Source organism: Trichocoleus sp. DQ-A1 (assembly GCF_039961955.1).
In the GTDB taxonomy this organism is placed as follows: Bacteria; Cyanobacteriota; Cyanobacteriia; order Cyanobacteriales; family FACHB-T130; genus FACHB-T130.
The window spans coordinates 134,339-153,957 of record NZ_JAMPKE010000013.1; the positions used below are offsets into that span (position 1 = coordinate 134,339).

16 protein-coding genes are annotated in these 19,619 nt (G+C 44.9%); 8 read left to right on the forward strand and 8 right to left on the reverse strand.

Annotation, left to right across the window (positions count from 1 at the left end; all coding sequences use genetic code 11):
* Positions 1–133: 133 nt before the first annotated feature.
* On the reverse strand, positions 134–646 hold the full coding sequence (locus NDI33_RS14850) for a DUF1648 domain-containing protein (protein WP_190679111.1): 513 nt from the start codon (positions 644–646) through the stop codon (positions 134–136).
* Positions 647–815: 169 nt separating this feature from the next.
* Between NDI33_RS14850 and NDI33_RS14855 the strand changes: the two genes are divergently transcribed.
* Entirely contained in the window at positions 816–2,453 is a 1,638-nt protein-coding gene (locus NDI33_RS14855; protein ID WP_199302621.1) for a tetratricopeptide repeat-containing serine protease family protein, read from the forward strand.
* A gap of 350 nt (positions 2,454–2,803) precedes the next feature.
* Here NDI33_RS14855 and NDI33_RS14860 read toward each other — a convergent pair whose 3' ends face one another.
* The 3 genes from NDI33_RS14860 to gcvH all read right to left on the reverse strand — a co-directional run bounded on the left by NDI33_RS14860 (position 2,804) and on the right by gcvH (position 7,432).
* The gene (locus NDI33_RS14860) at positions 2,804–3,403 is read right to left on the reverse strand and encodes a COP23 domain-containing protein (RefSeq protein ID WP_190679113.1); all 600 of its coding nucleotides are present in this window, start codon (positions 3,401–3,403) and stop codon (positions 2,804–2,806) included.
* Positions 3,404–3,634: 231 nt separating this feature from the next.
* Positions 3,635–6,583, reverse strand: coding sequence for an aminomethyl-transferring glycine dehydrogenase (gene gcvP / locus NDI33_RS14865; protein ID WP_190679115.1), 2,949 nt, complete (start codon positions 6,581–6,583; stop codon positions 3,635–3,637).
* 459 nt (positions 6,584–7,042) lie between these two features.
* On the reverse strand, positions 7,043–7,432 hold the full coding sequence (gcvH, locus tag NDI33_RS14870; RefSeq protein ID WP_190679117.1) for a glycine cleavage system protein GcvH: 390 nt from the start codon (positions 7,430–7,432) through the stop codon (positions 7,043–7,045).
* Positions 7,433–7,516: 84 nt separating this feature from the next.
* Here gcvH and NDI33_RS14875 point away from each other — a divergent pair, with 84 nt between their 5' ends.
* Positions 7,517–8,359 carry an alpha/beta hydrolase gene (locus tag NDI33_RS14875; RefSeq protein ID WP_190679119.1) on the forward strand — a complete coding sequence of 281 codons (843 nt, stop codon included), beginning with the start codon at positions 7,517–7,519 and terminating at the stop codon, positions 8,357–8,359.
* Positions 8,360–8,440: 81 nt separating this feature from the next.
* Here the strand turns inward: NDI33_RS14875 and NDI33_RS14880 are convergent, their stop codons facing one another.
* From NDI33_RS14880 to NDI33_RS14895, 4 genes are all read right to left on the reverse strand, one after another.
* Entirely contained in the window at positions 8,441–9,475 is a 1,035-nt protein-coding gene (locus NDI33_RS14880; protein ID WP_190679121.1) for a M28 family peptidase, read from the reverse strand.
* A 4-nt stretch (positions 9,476–9,479) separates the two neighbouring features.
* Positions 9,480–10,625 carry a glycine cleavage system aminomethyltransferase GcvT gene (gene gcvT, locus NDI33_RS14885; RefSeq protein ID WP_190679123.1) on the reverse strand — a complete coding sequence of 382 codons (1,146 nt, stop codon included), beginning with the start codon at positions 10,623–10,625 and terminating at the stop codon, positions 9,480–9,482.
* A gap of 289 nt (positions 10,626–10,914) precedes the next feature.
* Positions 10,915–11,805 (reverse strand): IS630 family transposase, encoded by an 891-nt coding sequence (locus NDI33_RS14890; RefSeq protein WP_347275955.1) that lies wholly within the window; start codon positions 11,803–11,805, stop codon positions 10,915–10,917.
* A 331-nt stretch (positions 11,806–12,136) separates the two neighbouring features.
* Positions 12,137–15,058 carry a tetratricopeptide repeat protein gene (locus NDI33_RS14895; protein ID WP_190679132.1) on the reverse strand — a complete coding sequence of 974 codons (2,922 nt, stop codon included), beginning with the start codon at positions 15,056–15,058 and terminating at the stop codon, positions 12,137–12,139.
* A gap of 178 nt (positions 15,059–15,236) precedes the next feature.
* On the opposite strand from NDI33_RS14895, the gene NDI33_RS14900 reads away from it, so the two are divergent.
* The 6 genes from NDI33_RS14900 to cas5 all read left to right on the forward strand — a co-directional run bounded on the left by NDI33_RS14900 (position 15,237) and on the right by cas5 (position 19,511).
* Positions 15,237–15,374, forward strand: coding sequence for a hypothetical protein (locus tag NDI33_RS14900; RefSeq protein ID WP_190679134.1), 138 nt, complete (start codon positions 15,237–15,239; stop codon positions 15,372–15,374).
* 558 nt (positions 15,375–15,932) lie between these two features.
* Complete coding sequence (cas6, locus tag NDI33_RS14905) at positions 15,933–16,595, forward strand: type I-MYXAN CRISPR-associated protein Cas6/Cmx6 (RefSeq protein ID WP_190679136.1); 663 nt, start codon at positions 15,933–15,935, stop codon at positions 16,593–16,595.
* 2 nt (positions 16,596–16,597) lie between these two features.
* A complete protein-coding gene (gene cas8a1 / locus NDI33_RS14910) occupies positions 16,598–18,190 on the forward strand; it encodes a type I-MYXAN CRISPR-associated Cas8a1/Cmx1 (RefSeq protein ID WP_190679138.1) in 1,593 nt (530 codons plus the stop codon).
* On the forward strand, positions 18,168–18,875 hold the full coding sequence (locus NDI33_RS14915) for a type I-B CRISPR-associated protein Cas7/Cst2/DevR (RefSeq protein ID WP_199302622.1): 708 nt from the start codon (positions 18,168–18,170) through the stop codon (positions 18,873–18,875). The genes cas8a1 and NDI33_RS14915 overlap by 23 nt, the downstream gene beginning before the upstream one ends.
* Positions 18,865–19,125, forward strand: coding sequence for a hypothetical protein (locus NDI33_RS14920; protein WP_199302623.1), 261 nt, complete (start codon positions 18,865–18,867; stop codon positions 19,123–19,125). Before NDI33_RS14915 ends, NDI33_RS14920 begins: the two co-directional genes overlap by 11 nt.
* Before the next feature lie 8 nt (positions 19,126–19,133).
* A complete protein-coding gene (gene cas5, locus NDI33_RS14925) occupies positions 19,134–19,511 on the forward strand; it encodes a CRISPR-associated protein Cas5 (RefSeq protein WP_199302624.1) in 378 nt (125 codons plus the stop codon).
* The last annotated feature ends 108 nt before the right edge of the window (positions 19,512–19,619 follow it).

Genomic DNA, 19,619 nt, shown 5'->3' on the forward strand with positions numbered 1-19,619 from the left:
GATAAACGCCTTGGCGAATAGAATTCGCGGCTATACATACAAAACCCGCCTACGCGGGTTTCAATTTATCAGTCCGCGACGGCGGACTTTGTCTGTGTAGCTGCGATTTATAATCGCCTAGTATATAGCTTAACTAACGCGCTTGATATGCTTGCCAAAAGTAAATGCCAACAGTACCAAAAATAACTATGACAAATATCGGCAAAAATGCTACTCCCAAACCTGTTGATTTGTCCAAAGCCACTTGAATCATCTGCCATTCTATGTATGTGAAAAGCAAGATAACTTCTGTCCTCAGCCAATTCATTAATTGAATCGCTATTTCATATTGGCGGAAGGCATTTTCTTCTGTAATTGCCCAAGGATAATTAAATGTATGCGGAGAACGTCGCAAAAAGGTAAATAGTAGATAAAGTACAATACTCAAACCTGGAAATAGCAAAATAATAGCTTTACTACCCGTAGCATCTGGTTTACCTGCAATATCAAAATGTACAGGAATAGTATTAGGTAAAGTTGCCCAAGATTGGAAAGTAAGCAAGAGTAGTAAAAGAATGCCTGCGATCGCTACCACATCCAAGAGTAAATCTACAGGCGATCGCGCGATTGTCAAAATTGGTCGTTGATTTGATGAATTCCTCGTCATAGGATTAATTGCTTGTAGGCAATCATAACTTAAGCTAGATTGACTCCAGTGTAGCTCTACGTCGTCATTCACTATATCGGTAATTTTCCTCTTCCCCAAGATAGATTTTTACTGCCACAATAGTAATTAAGTCTTTTCAGCTTGCTTTATTGAGTTCTGTAAGTGCAGCATGATATTTTGGCGCTGGTTCGTTGCTTCTGGCTTTATCACTTTATTAATGTCTGGGTGTGACGGTGCTAAGTCACCGGGAGAGATTGGCAGGCAAGCCGGGGAAAGTGTAGTTTTAATTAACTATGAAGATAAACCGGGGCAAGGTACGGGATTTATCATATCCGGGGAAAACAAGGAAGTTTGCACCGTACTCACCGTGCGTCATGTGGTACCACCCAGCGCTAAATTGCAACTGCAAACCCCCGACCAAAAACTTTGGAAAGGTGCCAGCATTACCAGTATCAAACGCTTTCCTAAGCAGGATTTAGCAGTTGTGACGTTCAAGCCTGATAGTGGAAATTGCTCCTATAAAACACTCAGGATCAGTAACTCTGACAAAGTAAATTTAGGAGACAGCATCTATATCACTGGTTTTCCTGGCAGTAGTTTGGCAAAGCAGTTTGCTACTGGTATGGTGTCACGAATTGACAGCCAAAGTGAAGGCTACGGCATTTCTTACACAGCAATCACAGCAGCGGGGATGAGTGGCGGTCCGGTGATGAATGCAGCAGGGGAAGTGGTGGCAGTTCACGGAATCACCGATATAGAACTAACTGGACTTGCTGAACTCAAAGGGGAAGAACCACCACCACAACAGCAGTCTTCAACGGGCATTAACTCAAGTAATGGCGATGCAGTCGGTACTTTTAAATGGGGTATCCCCATTAATATTTATGTGGCAAATGTTGCCCAAGTTCCCACACAGGTAGAGGCTACCCTAAAAGCATTGGATTTCAGTAATCAAGGCAATAATTTTTATATTAAACAAAGCTACGAAGATGCACTTGCCTCTTACGACAAGGCAATTGCTCTCAAACCTGACTATACTGATGCTTGGCATAACCGAGGCGCTGCCCTAGGAGAGTTGCAACGCTACGAAGATGCACTCGCTTCTTTCGACAAAGCAATTGCCCTCAAACCTGACGATGCTAACATTTGGAATAACCGAGGCCTTGCCCTAGAAAAGTTGCAACGCTACGAAGATGCAGTTGCTTCTTACGACAAAGCAATTGCCCTCAAAGCTGACTATGCTGAGGCTTGGAATAACCGAGGCAATGCCCTACAGGACTTGCAACACTACGAAGATGCCATCGCTTCTTACGACAAAGCAATTGCCCTCAAAGCTGACTATGCTGAGGTTTGGAATAACCGAGGCAATGCTTTAAGAAAGTTGCAACGCTACGAAGATGCAATCGCCTCTTACGATAAAGCAATTGCCCTCAAAGCTGACGATGCGGCGGCTTGGAATAACCGAGGCGTTGCTTTAAGAAACTTGCAACGCTACGAAGATGCAATCGCCTCTTACGACAAAGCAATTGCCCTCAAAGCTGACGATGCGGCGGCTTGGAATAACCGAGGCGCTGCCCTAGGACACTTGCAACGCTACGAAGATGCACTTGCCTCTTTCGACAAAGCAATTGCTATCAAACCTAACTATGCTATGGCTTGGGATAACCGAGGCATTGCACTTGAGCCGTTAAAACGGCATGACGAAGCGCTTGAATCTTATAATACAGCAATTAAATTTGACCCCAACAACCAAGAAGCAATTAATAATCGCAAAGACTTGCTGGCTCGATTGGGACGCTCAAAATAAGCAGGAACTTAGCCACCTGACTAAATTCCTGCATTAATATTTATTCTGGGGCATAATTACAGTTTTAATCGTAGCGTCGCGTCTAGACTAAAATGCTGGGTTGAGAAAATTCGCCAAATCAAAATTTCCCAAGATTATAGGCATTACTTTACCCAACAAATTAGACTAGACACGCTAGTAGTGTCGTGTCTAGTCTAATTTAGTGGGTACAGCAATTATCGGAATTCAGTCAAAAGGCACTTTTAGGGATTTTTCTAACCCAGCAGTTTAGGGTAGACGCGCTAGTAGGTTGGGTTGACGGAAGGAAACCCAACCAGTAAGCCTAACTATAATATTACAGATGCTCTTGTTTAGCGATCCTCTGCCGCTAGCTGCTGGGCTTCCAAATTAACCTCATTAGAGCCAGAAAAAGCAGAACTACTTGCAACACCTGAGCCTTGGTCAACTGTAGTACCATTCCTCAAAGCCTTAGTCATCCGTTGCAAAGAGTCGTAGCCGTCCGCACCAGGTTTGAGCGTCACCAGCAAATTACAATTGTTGCGATCAAGCTTTGTGATAGCACAGATAACCGACTGATTGAGTGTTTTGGGATCGGAGCGATGACTGAACCCAACTAAACCGTCTTCACGAAAACCTTCCAACCGCTGGGAAATCGTATCGCACCGTGTCCGGGTATCCCAGTCATCACCAAAGCTATTGACCATCTTTAGCCAAGGCTTTGTTTGCTTGTCTGTACGATACATTACTGTCCACACTTCACCCCCCTTTTCTGTATCAGGTTGCAAGGTGCAAGAAAAGCGGGTTTGTTGGGGAAATATCCCTGGCGGAAAACCAAGAACCACAGCTACCGCAAAGCTACCGACACCTACCAACATCGAGACCAGGGCTATGATGATATTCGCTGTGTTAAACAAATGCTTCCCTTGAGGCTGCTGTTGTCCGTTAGACATAGGAAATGCTTTTAAAACATCCAAACGCTGTGATGGTTCTAAGATAACTCAGGAATAAAACCATCGAGGGGAGGATTTATCAAGAAATTGCTCTTCGCCCTTTTCTTCCTCCTTTGTCCTCTGCGCCTAAAGCGTTTCCTCGCATGGCTACGCTAACGCGGTCAAATAAAAAAGATGCGATCGCACTCACCATCAACTAGCAAGTGCGATCGCCCTTTCTTTCAAACAATACTAGCCTTGTGAATAAGCTTCCATCGGGAGACAAGCGCAAACAAAATTGCGATCGCCAAAAGCATTATCGATGCGTCCGACAGTAGGCCAGAACTTGTGTTCTCTCGTCCACGGCGCAGGATAAGCAGCTTGTTCGCGGGAATAGGAATGATTCCACTCGGAAGTCATTAAGGCTTCTGCGGTGTGGGGTGCGTTCTTCAAGACATTATCTTGAGCGTCCATCTTACCCGATTCAATTTCCGCAATTTCCTGACGAATCGAAATCATCGCATCGCAGAAACGATCCAGTTCTTCCTTCGATTCGCTTTCTGTGGGTTCTACCATCACCGTACCCGCAACAGGCCAAGATACAGTCGGGGCGTGGAAACCGTAGTCCATTAAACGCTTGGCGATGTCATCCACTTCGATACCCGCAGACTTTTTAAGCGATCGCAAATCTAAAATACACTCGTGCGCCACCAAACCATTCTGCCCTTTGTACAAAACCGGATAGAAAGCTTCTAAGCGACGGGCGATGTAGTTGGCATTGAGAATCGCTACTTTTGTCGCTTCTGTTAAGCCTGCTGACCCCATCATGGCGATGTACATCCAAGAAATGGGGAGGATGCTGGCACTTCCCCAAGGCGCGGCTGCAACGGCACCGATGCCTTGTTCGCCGCCAGTTGGGACAACCGAGTGCCCCGGTAAAAATGGCACAAGATGCGGCATTACCCCAATTGGCCCCATTCCTGGCCCACCGCCGCCGTGGGGGATACAGAAGGTTTTGTGCAAGTTTAAGTGACAAACATCTGCCCCGAAGTCTCCGGGACGGCACAAGCCGACTTGGGCGTTCATATTTGCCCCGTCCATGTAAACTTGTCCGCCGTTGGCGTGGACAATATTGCAGATTTCTTTAATCGGTTCCTCAAAGACGCCGTGAGTGGAGGGATATGTCACCATCAAGGCGGCGAGTTCATTGCGATGCTTCTCAGCTTTCGCTTTGAGATCGTCTACATCAATATTGCCTCGATCGTCGCAAGCGATCGCGACCACTTTCATCCCACACATTACCGCACTGGCAGGATTGGTTCCGTGGGCTGATTGGGGAATCAGACAAACATTCCGATGTTCTTCCCCGCGACTTTCGTGATACTGACGAATTACCAGCAGTCCCGCATATTCGCCTTGAGACCCGGCATTGGGTTGCAGAGAAATGCCCGCAAAGCCGGTGATTTCAGCTAACCACGCCTCAAGCTGCTGGAACAGAATTTGATAACCTCGTGTTTGCGAAGGGGGGGCAAAAGGATGAATTTTGCCAAATTCCGCCCACGTTACCGGGATCATTTCCGCCGTCGCATTCAGCTTCATCGTGCATGAACCCAAGGGAATCATCGATGTTGTCAGCGACAAATCTTTCGCCTCTAGACGGTGCAAGTAGCGCAATAACTCAGTTTCCGAGTGATAGCGGTTAAAGACCGGATGAGTTAAATAGCTGCTTTGACGGGCAAAAGGTTCCCCTTGTAGGGACGGGGTTACGCCCTTACCCAACTCTTCCACCGTAAAGGGCAACTCATGGGTTCCGGCGAAAATTTCAAATAAGTCTTGCAAGTCCTGTACGGTTGTGGTTTCGTCCAAGCTGATTCCGACCGCATTTGCATCCAGAATCCGCAAGTTAATCTGACGAGCTTGGGCATCTGCGAGAATATCTTCGAGAGTGCGATCGCCCAACTCTACCCGCAACGTATCAAAAAATTGCTCTGCACTGATGCCGTACCCTAGCCGCTTCAATCCTGACGCTAGAATGCCCGTCAGCTGATGGATATTCTGGGCAATTTTTTTCAGTCCCGCTGACCCGTGGTAAACGGCATACATACTCGCCATTACCGCCAGGAGAACTTGAGCGGTACAAATATTACTGGTCGCTTTATCGCGGCGGATATGCTGTTCGCGGGTTTGCAACGCTAAACGCAGCGCTGGCTTGCCGTTGGCATCCTTGGAAACTCCGACAATTCGCCCCGGCACCTGGCGCTTATACTCTTCCTTGGTAGCAAAGTAGGCTGCATGAGGTCCCCCATATCCCAGGGGGATTCCAAAGCGCTGAGTGCTTCCTACCGCAATATCTGCCCCAAATTCTCCCGGTGGTGTCAGCAAAGTTAGGCTCAAGGGATCTGCTGCCACGGTGACTAAAGCACCCGCTGCATGAGCTTTTTCGACAAAACCCCGATAATCGTAAATCGTGCCATCCGTGGCGGGGTATTGCAGGATTGCCCCAAAAATTGCCTGCTCAAAATCAAAGCTCTGATGAGCGCCGACAATAAGCTTAATGCCCAGCGGTCTTGCCCGTGTTTGCAATACTTCGATCGTTTGGGGATGGCAGGCGCTGGAGACAAAAAAGGCGTTCGCCTTGGTTTTACAGAGGCTATAACTCATCGTCATCGCTTCTGCGGCTGCGGTTGCTTCATCAAGCAAGGAAGCATTGGCAATTTCCAGACCTGTCAAGTCAATAATCATTGTCTGGAAATTCAGCAGCGCTTCTAGTCGCCCTTGGGCAATTTCTGGCTGATAAGGGGTGTAGGCGGTGTACCAGCCAGGGTTTTCTAAAATATTCCGTTGAATGACTGGCGGGGTAATGCAGTCGGAATAACCCATGCCAATCAAGGAGCGAAACACCTGATTTTTGGAAGCGATCGCTTTCAATCGACTCAGCGCTGCGTACTCACTCTGGGCTGGGGGAAGCTGGAGCGAATCTGTTTTCCCAGTTGCTCCATTCAGAGAATGCGATCGCCGGATTGCCTGCGGAATCGTTTGGTCAATTAGGGCATCTAGGGCCGATATCCCCAATACCTCAAGCATTTGCTGAACTTCATCCGGGCTAGGGCCGATATGCCTCTGTACAAAAGAAATCGGCTCTCCCATTTCTTCGAGCAGATGCTGACGGCTAGACTCGGTATGAGGGATCGAAATTACCACAGGTTGCTCTCCAGACGCGACTATTTCATATTTTGCAATAATTTTTCGGGGTCAGGCGCTGTAGAAACACCGATTTGCCGCGTCTCGAAGTTACTGCAATTTTAGATTTTAGATTTTGGAAGGAATTATTTATCGGACTTACGCAGAGATCCCCCTTGCATCCCCCTTTAAAAGGCTACGGTGTACAGACATCTTTGGTTAAGTGGCAAAACGTTGATCGATCCCCCTTGCATCCCCCTTAAAAAGGGGGACTTTGACATTTATTTCCCCCCTTTTTAAGGGGGGATTCGGGGTCCCCTCTGGGGATAGGGGGGAGAGGGGGGATCAAAACGGGACTTGCAAGTTCAAGAAGACTTGTGTGTACACCGTAGCCTTTAAAAAGGGGACTTTTCCGGCTCGTCCGAAAAATAGGGGGTTAGGGGGATCTCGGCTTCAAGCTTTCAGTGTGTAAGTCCCGATCTACTCTCCTTCCACCTGCGAACGATACTCATCCGCCGATAAAGCCTCATCCAGCTCATCCGGGTCGTTAATCCGAACTTTTAAAAACCATCCTTCGCCGTAAGGATCTTCCGATACGTGTTCCGGAGCTTCCAAGATGGCAGTATTGCGTTCTATAACTGTCCCGCTGACTGGGGCATACATATCTTCAACGGCTTTCACCGATTCAATTGTCCCAAAACTCTCTCCCTTTGAGAGGGCGTCGCCGATTTCTGGCAAATCCAGAAATACAATATCGCCCAGCTGATCGATTGCAAAGGCGCTGATGCCAATTGTGGCAATCTCACCCTCCAGTCGCACATACTCGTGAGAATCCAAATATTTTAGGTCTTCAGGATATTCCAGAGCCATTGCACTTCCTTCCTCAAATACGCGCTCAAATAGCTTTAACCAGCCATTAAGTTTACAGCTTCAAACCGTAATATCAGAAACATTATGGATAAGAAAAAGCTTAAACGCCTGGTTTTCGGTGAATTTTCTCTTAAAAGACTTATGCGCTCTGCCATCTTCATCTACGCTTTTCTTTGCTTCTACGCCTATTTCTTTTCCGACAGGATGATTTTTTTGCCCCAGCCGTCCAGCTATCGGGACAGTAGCGAGATTCTCAAGCTAACCACAGCGGATGGCGTGCAAATCTCGGCAGCCTATCTGCCTAATCCCAATGCCACTTACACAATTTTATATAGTCACGGTAACGCTGAAGACTTATTTGATGTCTTGTCGGTACGTCAAGGTTTGCGGGACATGGGCTTTGCTGTCTTCGCCTACGATTATCGCGGTTATGGAACCAGTCAGGGAACGCCTACCGAGCGCAATTCTTATCGGGATATCGACGCTGCTTATACTTATCTGACTCAGCAACTGGGTGTGCCACCGAATCGAATTATTGCCTATGGGCGTTCGGTGGGAAGTGGGCCAGCGGTGGATTTGGCTTCTCGTCAACCGCTTGCGGGTTTAATTGTGGAAAGTGCGTTTATTACGGCGTTTCGAGTGCTGACGCGCATCCCGATTGTGCCCTTTGATAGGTTCCGCAATCTCGACAAGATTAAAAAGGTGCGTTGCCCAGTCTTAGTCATGCACGGGAGGCGGGATGAAGTGATTCCCTTTTGGCACGGGGAGCAACTTTTTGCGGCTGCTAACGAACCGAAGCGCTTTTTGTGGGTGGATGAAGCAGGTCACAATGACTTTAGCTGGGTTGCGGCACAGCAGTCTGAGAAAGCTGTACGGGAGTTTGCCCAGTTGGTAGAGCAGTTTCAGCGCAATCTGCCCAGAGGCTGAAGCCTGGGGATAGGGACACTTCCAGCAGGGTTGATTGAAAGAGCGATCGCTTGATGCTTGAAGTCTTACAGATAACCTGAATTACTGAAGCCCTGTCAAGTCGGCAACAACGCCTTCTAATCCAGCCACTACCCGCGCCAAGCGGTCGTAATCAATTTTATCGGGGGTATCTTGTGAAGTGTGATAGTAGGGGTAACGGGAGGGCGCGGTGTCTGTGACGATGATACCGGGATAACCTTGCTGCCAGAAAGACCATTGATCTGACCAGCCGACGCCGGGAATCCTTTCTGGGAGGGCGGCACCTTCAGAGGGGAACTTCGCATGACGACGGAAAGAGGCGATCGCTTTCCTGAGCAAATCAGCAGAGGTTGGGTTGCTCACAAAGGCAATAAAGTTACCCTGTGAGGGATAAAACAGGCTTAAGGGAAATGGGTATTTCTGGGTTCCTGGCTTGTCGGAGTAGTAGCCGATTGTTTCCAAACTGAGCATGGCAACAATATTGTCACCGGCGTTGCGGCAGCGTTTGGCATAAACGACGCTTCCCATTTCCGGCGTTTGGAAAAATGGCGGTTCCTCATTCACAAACTCAACGAAGCGGAGAGTTCGGGAAGTCTTTTTTCCCGCAAAGGCACGCGCCAACTCTAGGACGGCTGCGGCACCCGTGCCGTTATCATTAGCACCGGGACTTCCAAATACAGAGTCATAGTGACCCCCTATCACCACAATCTCGTCGGCTCGATTTGTCCCAGCAATCTCGGCTTCTAGGTTGTAATAAGTGTTCTCAGCAATTTTGTATCCCTGTCGTTGAACTTTATAGCCAGCACTACTCAACGATGCTTCCAAGAAATCAGCCGCCGCCGCCAGATTCTTATAGTTTGAGAAGTTATGTTCTCCCAGTTCACCGGCAATCTTTTCCACATCCTGTCGGAGGGCATCTCGCAGCGTTTCCTCCTGCGGAGTCAGCGGCGGCAATGCAGCTTGATAACTGACTCCGGGCATCCAAATCGATGTAAACCACGCCCAAGCGGCTACACCCAGGAGAATGCCAATGATGGCGAGTCCGATTAATGCTGCCTGATTCACCAACCACCTTCTCCAGCCACCTCGGTTCGCCATACATTTACTTGCTAGGAAGACGGCTGGGAGAGCGATAAAAAGGTTTTTTAACCACAACGGCTGGATAAGCTTTGCCCCGGATTTCTACCTCCAATTCCTGACCAATCTGAGCCAGATTCGGAGGAACATAGGCGAGGGCGATGGGTTGCCCTACCGTTGGTGCTAAGGTGCCGCTGGTGATGACGCCGATGGCTTCACCTTTGGATAGCACCGGGTAGCCATGACGCGCAATAAAACGCCCCTGCATTTGCAGCCCTACCAAGCGTCGTTCTACGCCATTTGCTTTCTGTTGTTCTAAGACTGGACGCCCGATAAAATCGCCTTTCGTATCCAGATGAACCAGCCAACCCAATCCAGCTTCTAAAGGGGTGGTGCTTTCGTCCATATCTTGCCCATAGAGACCCATTGCCGCTTCCAGGCGCAGGGTGTCTCTGGCACCGAGTCCGCAGGGTACGACGCCAGCAGTGAAGAGACTGCGCCACAAGTCTACCCCCACTTCTGGGTCTACCATGACTTCAAATCCATCCTCTCCGGTGTACCCAGTCCGGGCAATGAAAGCTGGCTCATTCAAGACGGTTGCTTCTAAATGTCCAAATGCCTTAATCGGTGTCAGGTCTTCCTTGACAAATTCTTGAAGATATGCAAGCGCTTGGGGTCCCTGAATGGCAATCAAAACTTTTGCCAGGGAAAGATCCTCGAAATCAATTTGAGAAGATTCCAGTTGGGCAAACAGCCATGCTTTGTCTCTAGATCGGGTGGCGGCGTTGACAATCATCGCTCCTCGCTGCTCGCCGTCTGCATCTTCGCCCTGATAATAGAAGATAATGTCGTCCAAAATGCCGCCGTGAGAATTCAGCAGGACGGTGTACTGAGATTCACCAGCTTTCAGGCGGCTTAAATCTGAGGGAACGAGAGGCTGCAAGTACGAAATCAGCTGTTTCCCTTTGAAGGTAAATTTCCCCATGTGGGAGATGTCGAACATTCCCGCTGTGGTGCGGACTGCCAGGTGTTCTTGTCCGATTCCGGTGTATTGTACGGGCATTTCCCAGCCGGAAAAGGCAGTCAATCGGGCTTTTTGTTCTAGGGCAAGTTCATATAGGGGAGTACGGGCAAGCGCCGTCTCTGGATGCAATTCTTCTGACTTAGCCACAGATAGTCTTTCCGTCGCAGGTGGATATCTTTTATCCTACGGGATGCTTCTTGCTTGAGCAGTATAAAACGGCAGGTAGCAATCGCGAAGCGCTGACAAGTCAGTTCGCACTCTCTTAATGTGGCGGATGCGATTGCGAAGCGCTGACAAGTCAGTTCGCATTTTCACTCAGTTCCTCTAATTTTTGTAGCTTGGCGATCGGAAATCGCAGCTACACAGACGAAACCCGCCTTCGCGGGTTAAATAAAATTTATTATACCAAATCCGGTTCTTAGATCCCCCTAACGTATCAAGCAAATTTTAACCAATGATAGTGAGTTAAGCTTTTAATTTCTGCTTTCATGTTGCTCAGCACGTTACAACGAAGTACTAACACTTCTTCGATGTCCTCAATCGTCTCGAAATACTCATTGACTAACGGTTCATCTACTAATGTCCAGAGTCTTTCAGCGGGTTGTAATTCTGGTGAATAAGCTGGGAGAAATTCAACGGTAATTCCGGCTGGGAGCGCCGCTTTCTTGCTGCGATGCCATCCGGCATTATCTTCTACTAGTAAAACCTTTCTTGTTTCAGAAAGCTTGGCATCCTTAGCAAAACTTTCGTAGACTAAATTTAGCCATTTTGTATTGACTCGTGGAATTAAGTACCAAAGAGTTTCTCCCGTTTGAGGCTTAACAAATCCATAGACATATAACCATTCATAACGATGACTAACCATCGCTATCGGTCTTGACCCCACCTGAGCCCAAACTTTTCTTAAAATTGGTTTTAATCCCACTCTATGTTCATCAAAAAACCATAATTCAATTTTGGCATCTGGGTATTGTTCCTCTATATTTTTGACTTTTAAAGGCAAGCTGTGAATAAATTGCTCTTGTTCTATCTGGCAGCCTTTCCTATGTTTGGGTCTCGGACTCTGCCAGGAGTATTTCAACTTTTTTAAGTAATCCCATCCCCGTTGATGCCAAACTTTTTCCACCCGAGTTTCTTGTTCTATCCACCGCGCCACTTTCGGTCCAGTCCAGATGCCTCCATCTAATGGTTTCGATCTTAAGACTTGACGTAATTTTTCAAGCTGAGCATCTGTTAAGAGAGCTTTCTTACCCCCTCGTTGCTGTGGCTGCTTATTTTTCAGATTGGTCAGTCCTTCGGCTCCTAAACCGTTATATTTCTTGACAATTTGTTTGGCCTAATCATAATTAATCCCTACAGCGATGGCACTATTCTTAATTGTCCACCCTAATGATATTTTCCACAGTAAATGCCATCTTCGCGATTCGACAGCATCTTGATTTTTGAGGTACTTTTGCTTGAGTTCTTCTGAACTATAGTGGTTTGCTAAATGTGCTTTCTTTGGCATCCCTGGCTCCATATAGTCGTTTCTTAATTATAAGTCGGCTTTGGCAACCGGATTTGGTATTAGTCCGCGCAGGCGGACTTTGTTTGTATAGCCGCAAATTATATTCACCAGGGTAGATTTGGTTCCCAGAATGTCCTAGATGCGATCGCTTTCATCCTGGCGGATTATCCTCTGATTCTTCCATCAGTGCTATCATTTGCGCTAATATTTCCTGACCTAGAGGATGCTCCCGTAACGCCTCTATACTCAACCGATTCTCCATAATTCCCTGCATCCAAAAAATGGCTAAATTTTGTTTAATTGTCACCGTATTAGGATGATTTTCTCCTAAACTACGCTGACAAATTTTAATTACTTGCAGATATAAAGGCTCCGCTTCGCTGTAGCGTCCTTGACTTCGGTAGAGACCTGCTAAGTTGTTGAGACCGCCGGCAATTTGTGGATGATCGGCGAGGAGACTTTTTTTATCGATGTCAATTGCTTGCAAATACAAAGGTTCCGCTTCGCCGTAGCGTCCTTGACTTCGGTAGAAACCCGCTAAGTTGTGGAAGTGGGTAGCAATTTGTGGATGGTCGGCGGGGAGACTTTTTTTATCTATGTCAATCGCTTGCAGATACAAAAGTTCTGCTTCGCTGTATCGTCCTTGACTTCGGTAGAAACCTGCTAAGTTGTTGAGACCGCTGGCGATGTGTGGATGATCGGCGGGGAGACTTTTTCGCTGGATGTCAATTGCTTGCAATAACAAAGGTTCCGCTTCGCTGTATCGTCCTTGACTTTCGTAGAGAACAGCTAAGTTGTTGAGACCGCCGGCGATGTGTGGATGGTCGGAGGGGAGACTTTTTTGCTGGATGTCAATTGCTTGCAATAACAAAAGTTCCGCTTCGCTGTAGCGTCTTTGAGAATTATAGAAACCTGCTAAGTTGTGGAGACCGCTAGCAATATCTGGATGGTCGGCGGGGAGACTTTTTTTATCGATGTCAATTGCTTGCAGATACAAAGGTTCAGCTTCGCTGTAGCGTCCTTGAGAATTGTAGAGATTAGCTAAGCTATGGAGACCACCGGCGATGTGTGGATGGTTGGAGGGGAGACTTTTTCGCTGGATGTCAATTGCTTGCAGATACAAAGGTTCAGCTTCGCTGTAGCGTCCTTGAGAATTGTAGAGATTAGCTAAGTTGTGGAGACTGGTGGCGACATTGGGATGGTCGGGGGGGAGACTTTTTTTATGGATGTCAATTGCTTGCAGATACAAAGGTTCAGCTTCGCTATAGCGTCCTTGACTTCGGTAGAGTTCGGCTAAGTTGTTAAGACTGGCGGCGACAGTGGAATGTTCTAAACCAAGACGGCTTTCAGTTACTTCTACACACTGCTTTAACCAAGGTTCTGCCTGCTGATAAAATCCTTGACCTTGATAGAACCAACCTAAGCCTGTGAAAGACCAAATTAAATCCTTATCGCTAATATATTCAACCAGATAGTTAGCCGCTTCTTCAATATGGGGAACTACTGGACTGAGATTGATAATATCCCCGCGAGTTGGTTGGTATTGAATATCCCTTACCTCTGCCACCATTGCCGCTGTAAATTGGCGTTTCATCTCCTCAGCTTCCGCTGACTGATTTAGCTTCTGCTGGAAAAATTGCCGAATCAACGGATGCAAACGATAAGTTTCATCGCCCAAACTTTGTAACAAATGCAAACTTATTAAATCCCTTAGCGCCTTTTCCCATGTTTCTAGTTCTTCATCATCCTCCATTTCTAAAGGTAAAGGAATTGGAGCCAAAGCATATAAACTCAAGCAACAACCTTTAGATTTTGCATTTTCATCCAACTGTTCCCAACTTAAATCAAAAGCCGCCGCCACCCCCAATTCATACCGCATTAATGGGTCAGCTTTCAAAATCGCTTCGTGTTCAAGCCGTTTTCTTTCCAATCGCGCCAGTAGTTTCTCCAGCGACAAATTCGGCTGTTGATCCAGATATCTCCCGACTAACTCTAACCCTAACGGCAAATATCCCAACCATTTACAAAGTCTTCTCGCCACCCAAGCTTCGCGTTTTAGCCGTTCCCTGCCAATTATTGATTCTAATAACTTCATCGCCGCAAAAGGTTTCAGCACATCTAGCCTTAACTGCGGCAAAGATGACCCAAACTGAAATCTCGTCGTCAACAGCACTTTAAATCGAGATAATTCCGGTCGTGGTAAATAAGGCTTGACTTGTTGTTTGTAGTCGGTGACATCATCCAACACAATTAAAACATTGCCGGGATGCCATTTCTTCCAGCAAAACTCCAATTGAGCCGCTAATTCCCAATCTTGCGGCGGGTCAATTTCAAATTCTAACTGGACAAATCTAATAATATCAGTTGCAATATTTCCCTGTGCAGATAGCCAGCAAACGCCACCCGCGTAACTTGATAAATACTTTGTTGCATACTGAGTAGCGAGTTCCGTTTTACCCACGCCACCCATCCCAGCCACAGCAGCAATGGTAACTTGCTTATTTTCCTGTAATAACTGGTGAAGTTCTAACAATTCTTCTGTGCGTCCGACAAATTCCTTAGCACCGCTGGGAGGAATATTTTTCGCAACAGATTTCGATTCCCCTTCCACCTCATTAAGGGCAGTAGATGTAGCGGATAGAATATCAGTTTGTAGTTTAATCTTCTTGGCAATAGCTTTAGATTTTGGCGGTCTTTTCTTTTCCCACTCAATATCAAATTGCCTCAGATTCGCCTCTTTATCTTTGTGCCACAGCTTCAAAGTAAAGTGCCAATCTTCCGAACCTTTCGTTGAGGTGCGGTTATCCTCCAAAATCTCTAAATAATCTTCCAGACGATTTAGAGCTTCCCGAACTTGCGCTTGGGTTAACTGACCTTCGTATTTGTCTTTTGCGGTCAGTTCTTCCAGATATCGCCGCTTTGTCCTAATTACCAACTGCGTCTCGCCTTGCCAGTTGAAATCAATTCCGAGTTTGTCGCCATCCTCAAATTCATCATTCACATAAGCTAGCAACGCCTCAAACAGACGCTTCACCCGCGCCTTGACATCATCACCCAGAGAACGCCGCGCCATAGATTAAGTCCAAAGATTTTGCCACAAAGTTTGGGGATAACCCTAAACTTTCCACCTACCCCAAACTGCTTATCGCTTATTATAACTAGCTTTCAGCAGTTGCCCAGTCTGCTTTGCTTTCAGCTACAGCCCCAAAAATACCTTGCATTCAACCCCAATAAATACAGGTTGAATCAAGATGAAACTTTCCCCAAAGCAACGCCGAGACATTGTTCTATTTCTGATAGCAACAGCAATCGGACTAATCAACAACCCATTAGGTATTGTCCTTGATGTCTGCTTCCTAATCTGGCAACTGATGGAAGACGACGAATAAATATCAGTTTTGTGAAGTACGCGATCGCATTCCCTCTCTTCCTTCACGTTCTTTGCGGTTCATTAAAAACGCGCGATCGCAAAACTCTTACTCCCCTCTCCGTTAACGGAGTGTGACTTTACCCATAACTTTGCCGCCTCTGGAAGCATAATTTTGCCGTCAACGATACTATAACCCTCATTTTTGCGCCAGCTAATTCTGGATGAAATTGACGATTTGGAACCATAAACTTGCCGTTAGTCCAAATTAGAAGGATAAGCTTGCCGTGAGTTCAATCAAGCATAGAAAGCAGGAAAGCACCGGATTTTTTTAGAATGGAGCAGAAGCGGTTCATACTGGTATGGGATAGAAAATTTCAGCTATCCATCTGTTCTGAGTAACTACTGGATTATTAGAAGCTCCTCCTAACCAGTGAGAACATTGCGAACAATAGCCTAAACTGGATTGCTACTCTAACCAAAGTAGTTGGCAATGACAATGAGGACATTTGTGTATAAGAGGATGTTGATGTATTAAACAAATTCTGACATTTTTAAATATTTCTCAAAATTTCCATCTATGGCATCCATATTAATTCAAAGTGAGGAATATGTAGACCTAACGTTTAAACTAAGAGGCTCACCCATCCCTCTTGATAATGGTTATCCTATCTATTCTGCTTTGTCCCGTATTTGTCCTCCCCTTCATGAACTAGACTCTATTGGAATTCATCCGATTGCCGGAATACCGACCAGCAACAATTTCCTTGAACTTACTGCTCAATCTCGTCTAAAAATTCGGATTCATCATCAACGAATTCCTTTAATTTATCCTTATTTAGCTGGTCAAGCGTTTCCTATAGGTCAAAATTCCTATCAACTAGATATTTCCGACTACAAACTGTTAATTTCCTCAGAAAGTGTTTATTCCAGATTAGTGTTAATTAAAGGGTTTCAAGACCCTAATAACTTTATTGAAGCTGTTCAACGGCAACTGGATAATTTAGAAATACAAGGGGAAATTGAACTTCTTACCCGACAAGATGGAACACCTCAACGTAGGCAATTAACCATCAATAAAGAAGGGAAACAGTTTAAAGTTAGAGGATTTGGCGTAAAAATCAGCGAACTCAACTCAGAAGATTCCTTAACGTTGCAAGAACAGGGCATTGGCGGGAAACGAAAGATGATGTGTGGAATATTTGTTCCAGCGACTCGCAGCAAGGAAGAAGAGGAAACCTAATCGTGGTTACTACCCAACCCAAAATTTCCCTATCTCTCGACACTGCGGATACGACAATAATGCACCGCGCTGGAATGACGGGACTTTACATGACTTTAAAGCGATTAGAAAAGCAATATCCCTCATCTCATCAACGCGGAGGACATATATCATGGTTTTTGACTGCTGATACGATTGAATTATTCTGGAAAGGAAGTGATTTTGTCGCCCTATCTTGGTTAATTAAGAAGTCTTTTCAATTAGATGATACAGGTTTAATTCATTTAACAGGATTAGACAATGATGGAATAGATTTAAGGCAGAAAATCCATATTCATGAGGGAATATGCGCTGTTTTCCTGCGTCATAATAAGTTTTATCAAGCGGGAGCGATAGTTAACACTGAACTAAAGGTTGAAGAAAAAAAAGTTGAGTATCAATACAAATCCCTAAATTGGTACGCACATCAAACTTTTGCAGAGAAGTTATGTGAGGCAAATACCCAACAACTCAGACAGGATTATGTTCAAATAACCAGTTGGTTGTATTTAGGGGGAATTGTCCGCCATGCTAGGACAGAATATACTACAAAACTGGAAGAGAAACCTGAATACGCCTTAGCATTATTATTTGTACCAGTAGTTTGTCATTATTGCTTACTTCATATTCCATCAGAAGACTTGAAGGAAAAGAAAGCCCATCGCTACCTGGTGGTGATCCCAGAAATCAAGGATTTTGAAGATGCTTCTCAAAGAAGATGGCGATTACAGCAATTAGAAACTAAACAGTTTCATGTTGGTAGCCTTGGTGAAGGAGGATTACTTTATTACAGCTTAGACGATATTCAGCCTGAAGGCGACTACTATCAAGCTTGTCAAGTTTGGTTATATGAAAAAATGAATCAAACTTCTCGTCAAAGGACATTAATGAGTATAGAAGAAATTAAAATTGATCAGAATACTTTAATCACTTATCAACAGGTTCAAAAATACTTTCAAACCAATTATCAAAAAATTAAAACCAAGCAAATTTTTATTAATGTGAATTTGATTCGCTCCCTAATTGCTGATAATTTAGTAAAAGGAATCCATTGGTGGTCTAACTTTTGGGAAAAATTGGTGATAGAGGATTCAAAAGGATATTTATTTAACCAGTTATTTTTCAATCGAGAAGGATTCACAATAATGGCAGAAAAGAGTGAAGAAGACAAGCAGTATCTTATTTTTGTTAAGGTATTTCAGCAAGCGATGAAGGGCAACTTTGCTAAAACGTATGCCAAAACAGAGGATGCCAAAGCAGAAGAAGGAAAAGAGTCTCCAATTAAGAAGAAAGTTGAACGATTAAGGGCAGAGATAAACTATTGTTATGATGAATTGTCGTTTCAGGAATATTTGTCAGACTTTTTAGTAAGAGGAGGATTAAATAAGTATTTTAATGAGCATCAAGAAGAAATTTTACTACTAATTAAAAATTCACCTTGGCAAAAACTAAGAATTTGGTCATTGTTAGCGATTGCCAGTTATAAACCTAAAGATAAACCCGCCAAAGGGGATGATAGCTCATTCCCAAACAATCAAAAACCAGGAGAAATGAATGATGAGTCAGAAGAAGAATAACAATAATATCCCCAATTATTATCTTTACGGAACAGTCCTGACTCGTTACGGTTTAGCATCCTTAAATCATGACATTAGACGAGGAAATAAGACTACTTTGCAAAAAGGCTATTCGAATGGTAATATTCATGCTTTTGTAAGTTCAAGTGCGATTCGTTGGGCGTTACGTTTTTATCTTCAAAAGCAAGGTTATTCAGTGAATCGGGTTTGGCATGAAGACGAACATATTAATCGGTTAACAAGTGAAGATTTCGATCCAGAACAATTTTATGATGATGATATTTTTGGGTTTGCTTTATTAGAGTCTGCTGAAACAGAGGAGGAGACTTCAACAACAAAGAGAAAAAAGAAACAAACAAAAATCAGCAATCCTAATCAGCGAATGGGTGCTTTAGGGATGAATATGGCTGTTTCGTTAACGCCTTATGATAGTGCAGTCAAGCTAGGGGCAAAAAGTGGTAGAGAAAAGGATAGTAAATCGCTTCACTTTACAGAATATCATGCCACTCGATATCAATATTATTTTGGAATTAATGTTACTTATCTTAAAGATGTTTCGCGGATTTTACCTCTAATAGATGGAATTATAAATTTGCCTAAAGTAGGAGGGAGTAGTAATATTTTTAATTCTCCTTTCTGCCCCGATAGTTTAGTATTTCAATGGACAACTCATTTTGCTTCATAATATTTCCTATTGCTTTGAATATTGCGAGCCTAAGAGTAAGGAAGCAAAATTCACAGAAGAGTTTATAGATGAAGTGGAATGTGGACAGATTGACCCTAGTCAATTGTGGATTGGGGGAACAATCGTTAAGGAGTTACAGCAATTGGATAATTTTGATAATTCTCCTTTTAAGAACGCGCATATGTATCGTAATCGGAATGAACTGATTGAAGCTTTGAAAGCAGTCATTAAAAGAGATTTAGGATTATAAGAATCAAAATGATTGCACCATTAATTCTCTATTTGGATGTTCCATTTGCGACTTTTCGGGAGTCCCATGCAAGGGAAATGGGAAAAAGCTATCCTGTCCCTCCTCCAGCGACAGTGTATGGGATGTTGTTGTCTTTGGTAGGGGAAACGGATGTCTATCGCCACTGTGGGGTAGAATTGGCGATCGCCATGTTATCTAGCCCCAAGAAATCACGAATTTTGCGTCAAATGAGACGGTTTAAGAATGCTGATTTTAGCCATCCAGAGAATGTTATTCCCTATTATCAAGAAATTTTGTCTAATCTGAAGTGTTTGATTTGGGTTCGTTCTGACGGGGAGAAGATACAACCAAGTTTAAGGGAGAAAATACAGTTAGCGTTTGGGTAGTCCTAAAGATGTAAGGATAGGAGAGATACCGTTCCATCAGAAGCACTATGTCTGATTCCCAACCAACTTGCCCGGTTTGTCAGTCAACTCATGTCGTCAAAAACGGCA

Bases quoted from the DNA above. Each gene is read 5' to 3' on its own strand.
- NDI33_RS14900 (WP_190679134.1), top strand. From the start codon at position 15,237: ATGAAACTTTCCCCAAAGCAACGCCGAGACATTGTTCTATTTCTGATA.
- NDI33_RS14895 (WP_190679132.1), bottom strand. From the start codon at position 15,058: ATGGCGCGGCGTTCTCTGGGTGATGATGTCAAGGCGCGGGTGAAGCGT.
- gcvH (WP_190679117.1), bottom strand. From the start codon at position 7,432: ATGGCTCTGGAATATCCTGAAGACCTAAAATATTTGGATTCTCACGAG.
- NDI33_RS14915 (WP_199302622.1), top strand. From the start codon at position 18,168: ATGATGAGTCAGAAGAAGAATAACAATAATATCCCCAATTATTATCTT.
- cas6 (WP_190679136.1), top strand. From the start codon at position 15,933: ATGGCATCCATATTAATTCAAAGTGAGGAATATGTAGACCTAACGTTT.
- NDI33_RS14855 (WP_199302621.1), top strand. From the start codon at position 816: ATGATATTTTGGCGCTGGTTCGTTGCTTCTGGCTTTATCACTTTATTA.
- NDI33_RS14860 (WP_190679113.1), bottom strand. From the start codon at position 3,403: ATGTCTAACGGACAACAGCAGCCTCAAGGGAAGCATTTGTTTAACACA.
- NDI33_RS14875 (WP_190679119.1), top strand. From the start codon at position 7,517: ATGGATAAGAAAAAGCTTAAACGCCTGGTTTTCGGTGAATTTTCTCTT.
- NDI33_RS14880 (WP_190679121.1), bottom strand. From the start codon at position 9,475: ATGGCGAACCGAGGTGGCTGGAGAAGGTGGTTGGTGAATCAGGCAGCA.
- cas5 (WP_199302624.1), top strand. From the start codon at position 19,134: ATGATTGCACCATTAATTCTCTATTTGGATGTTCCATTTGCGACTTTT.
- NDI33_RS14850 (WP_190679111.1), bottom strand. From the start codon at position 646: ATGACGAGGAATTCATCAAATCAACGACCAATTTTGACAATCGCGCGA.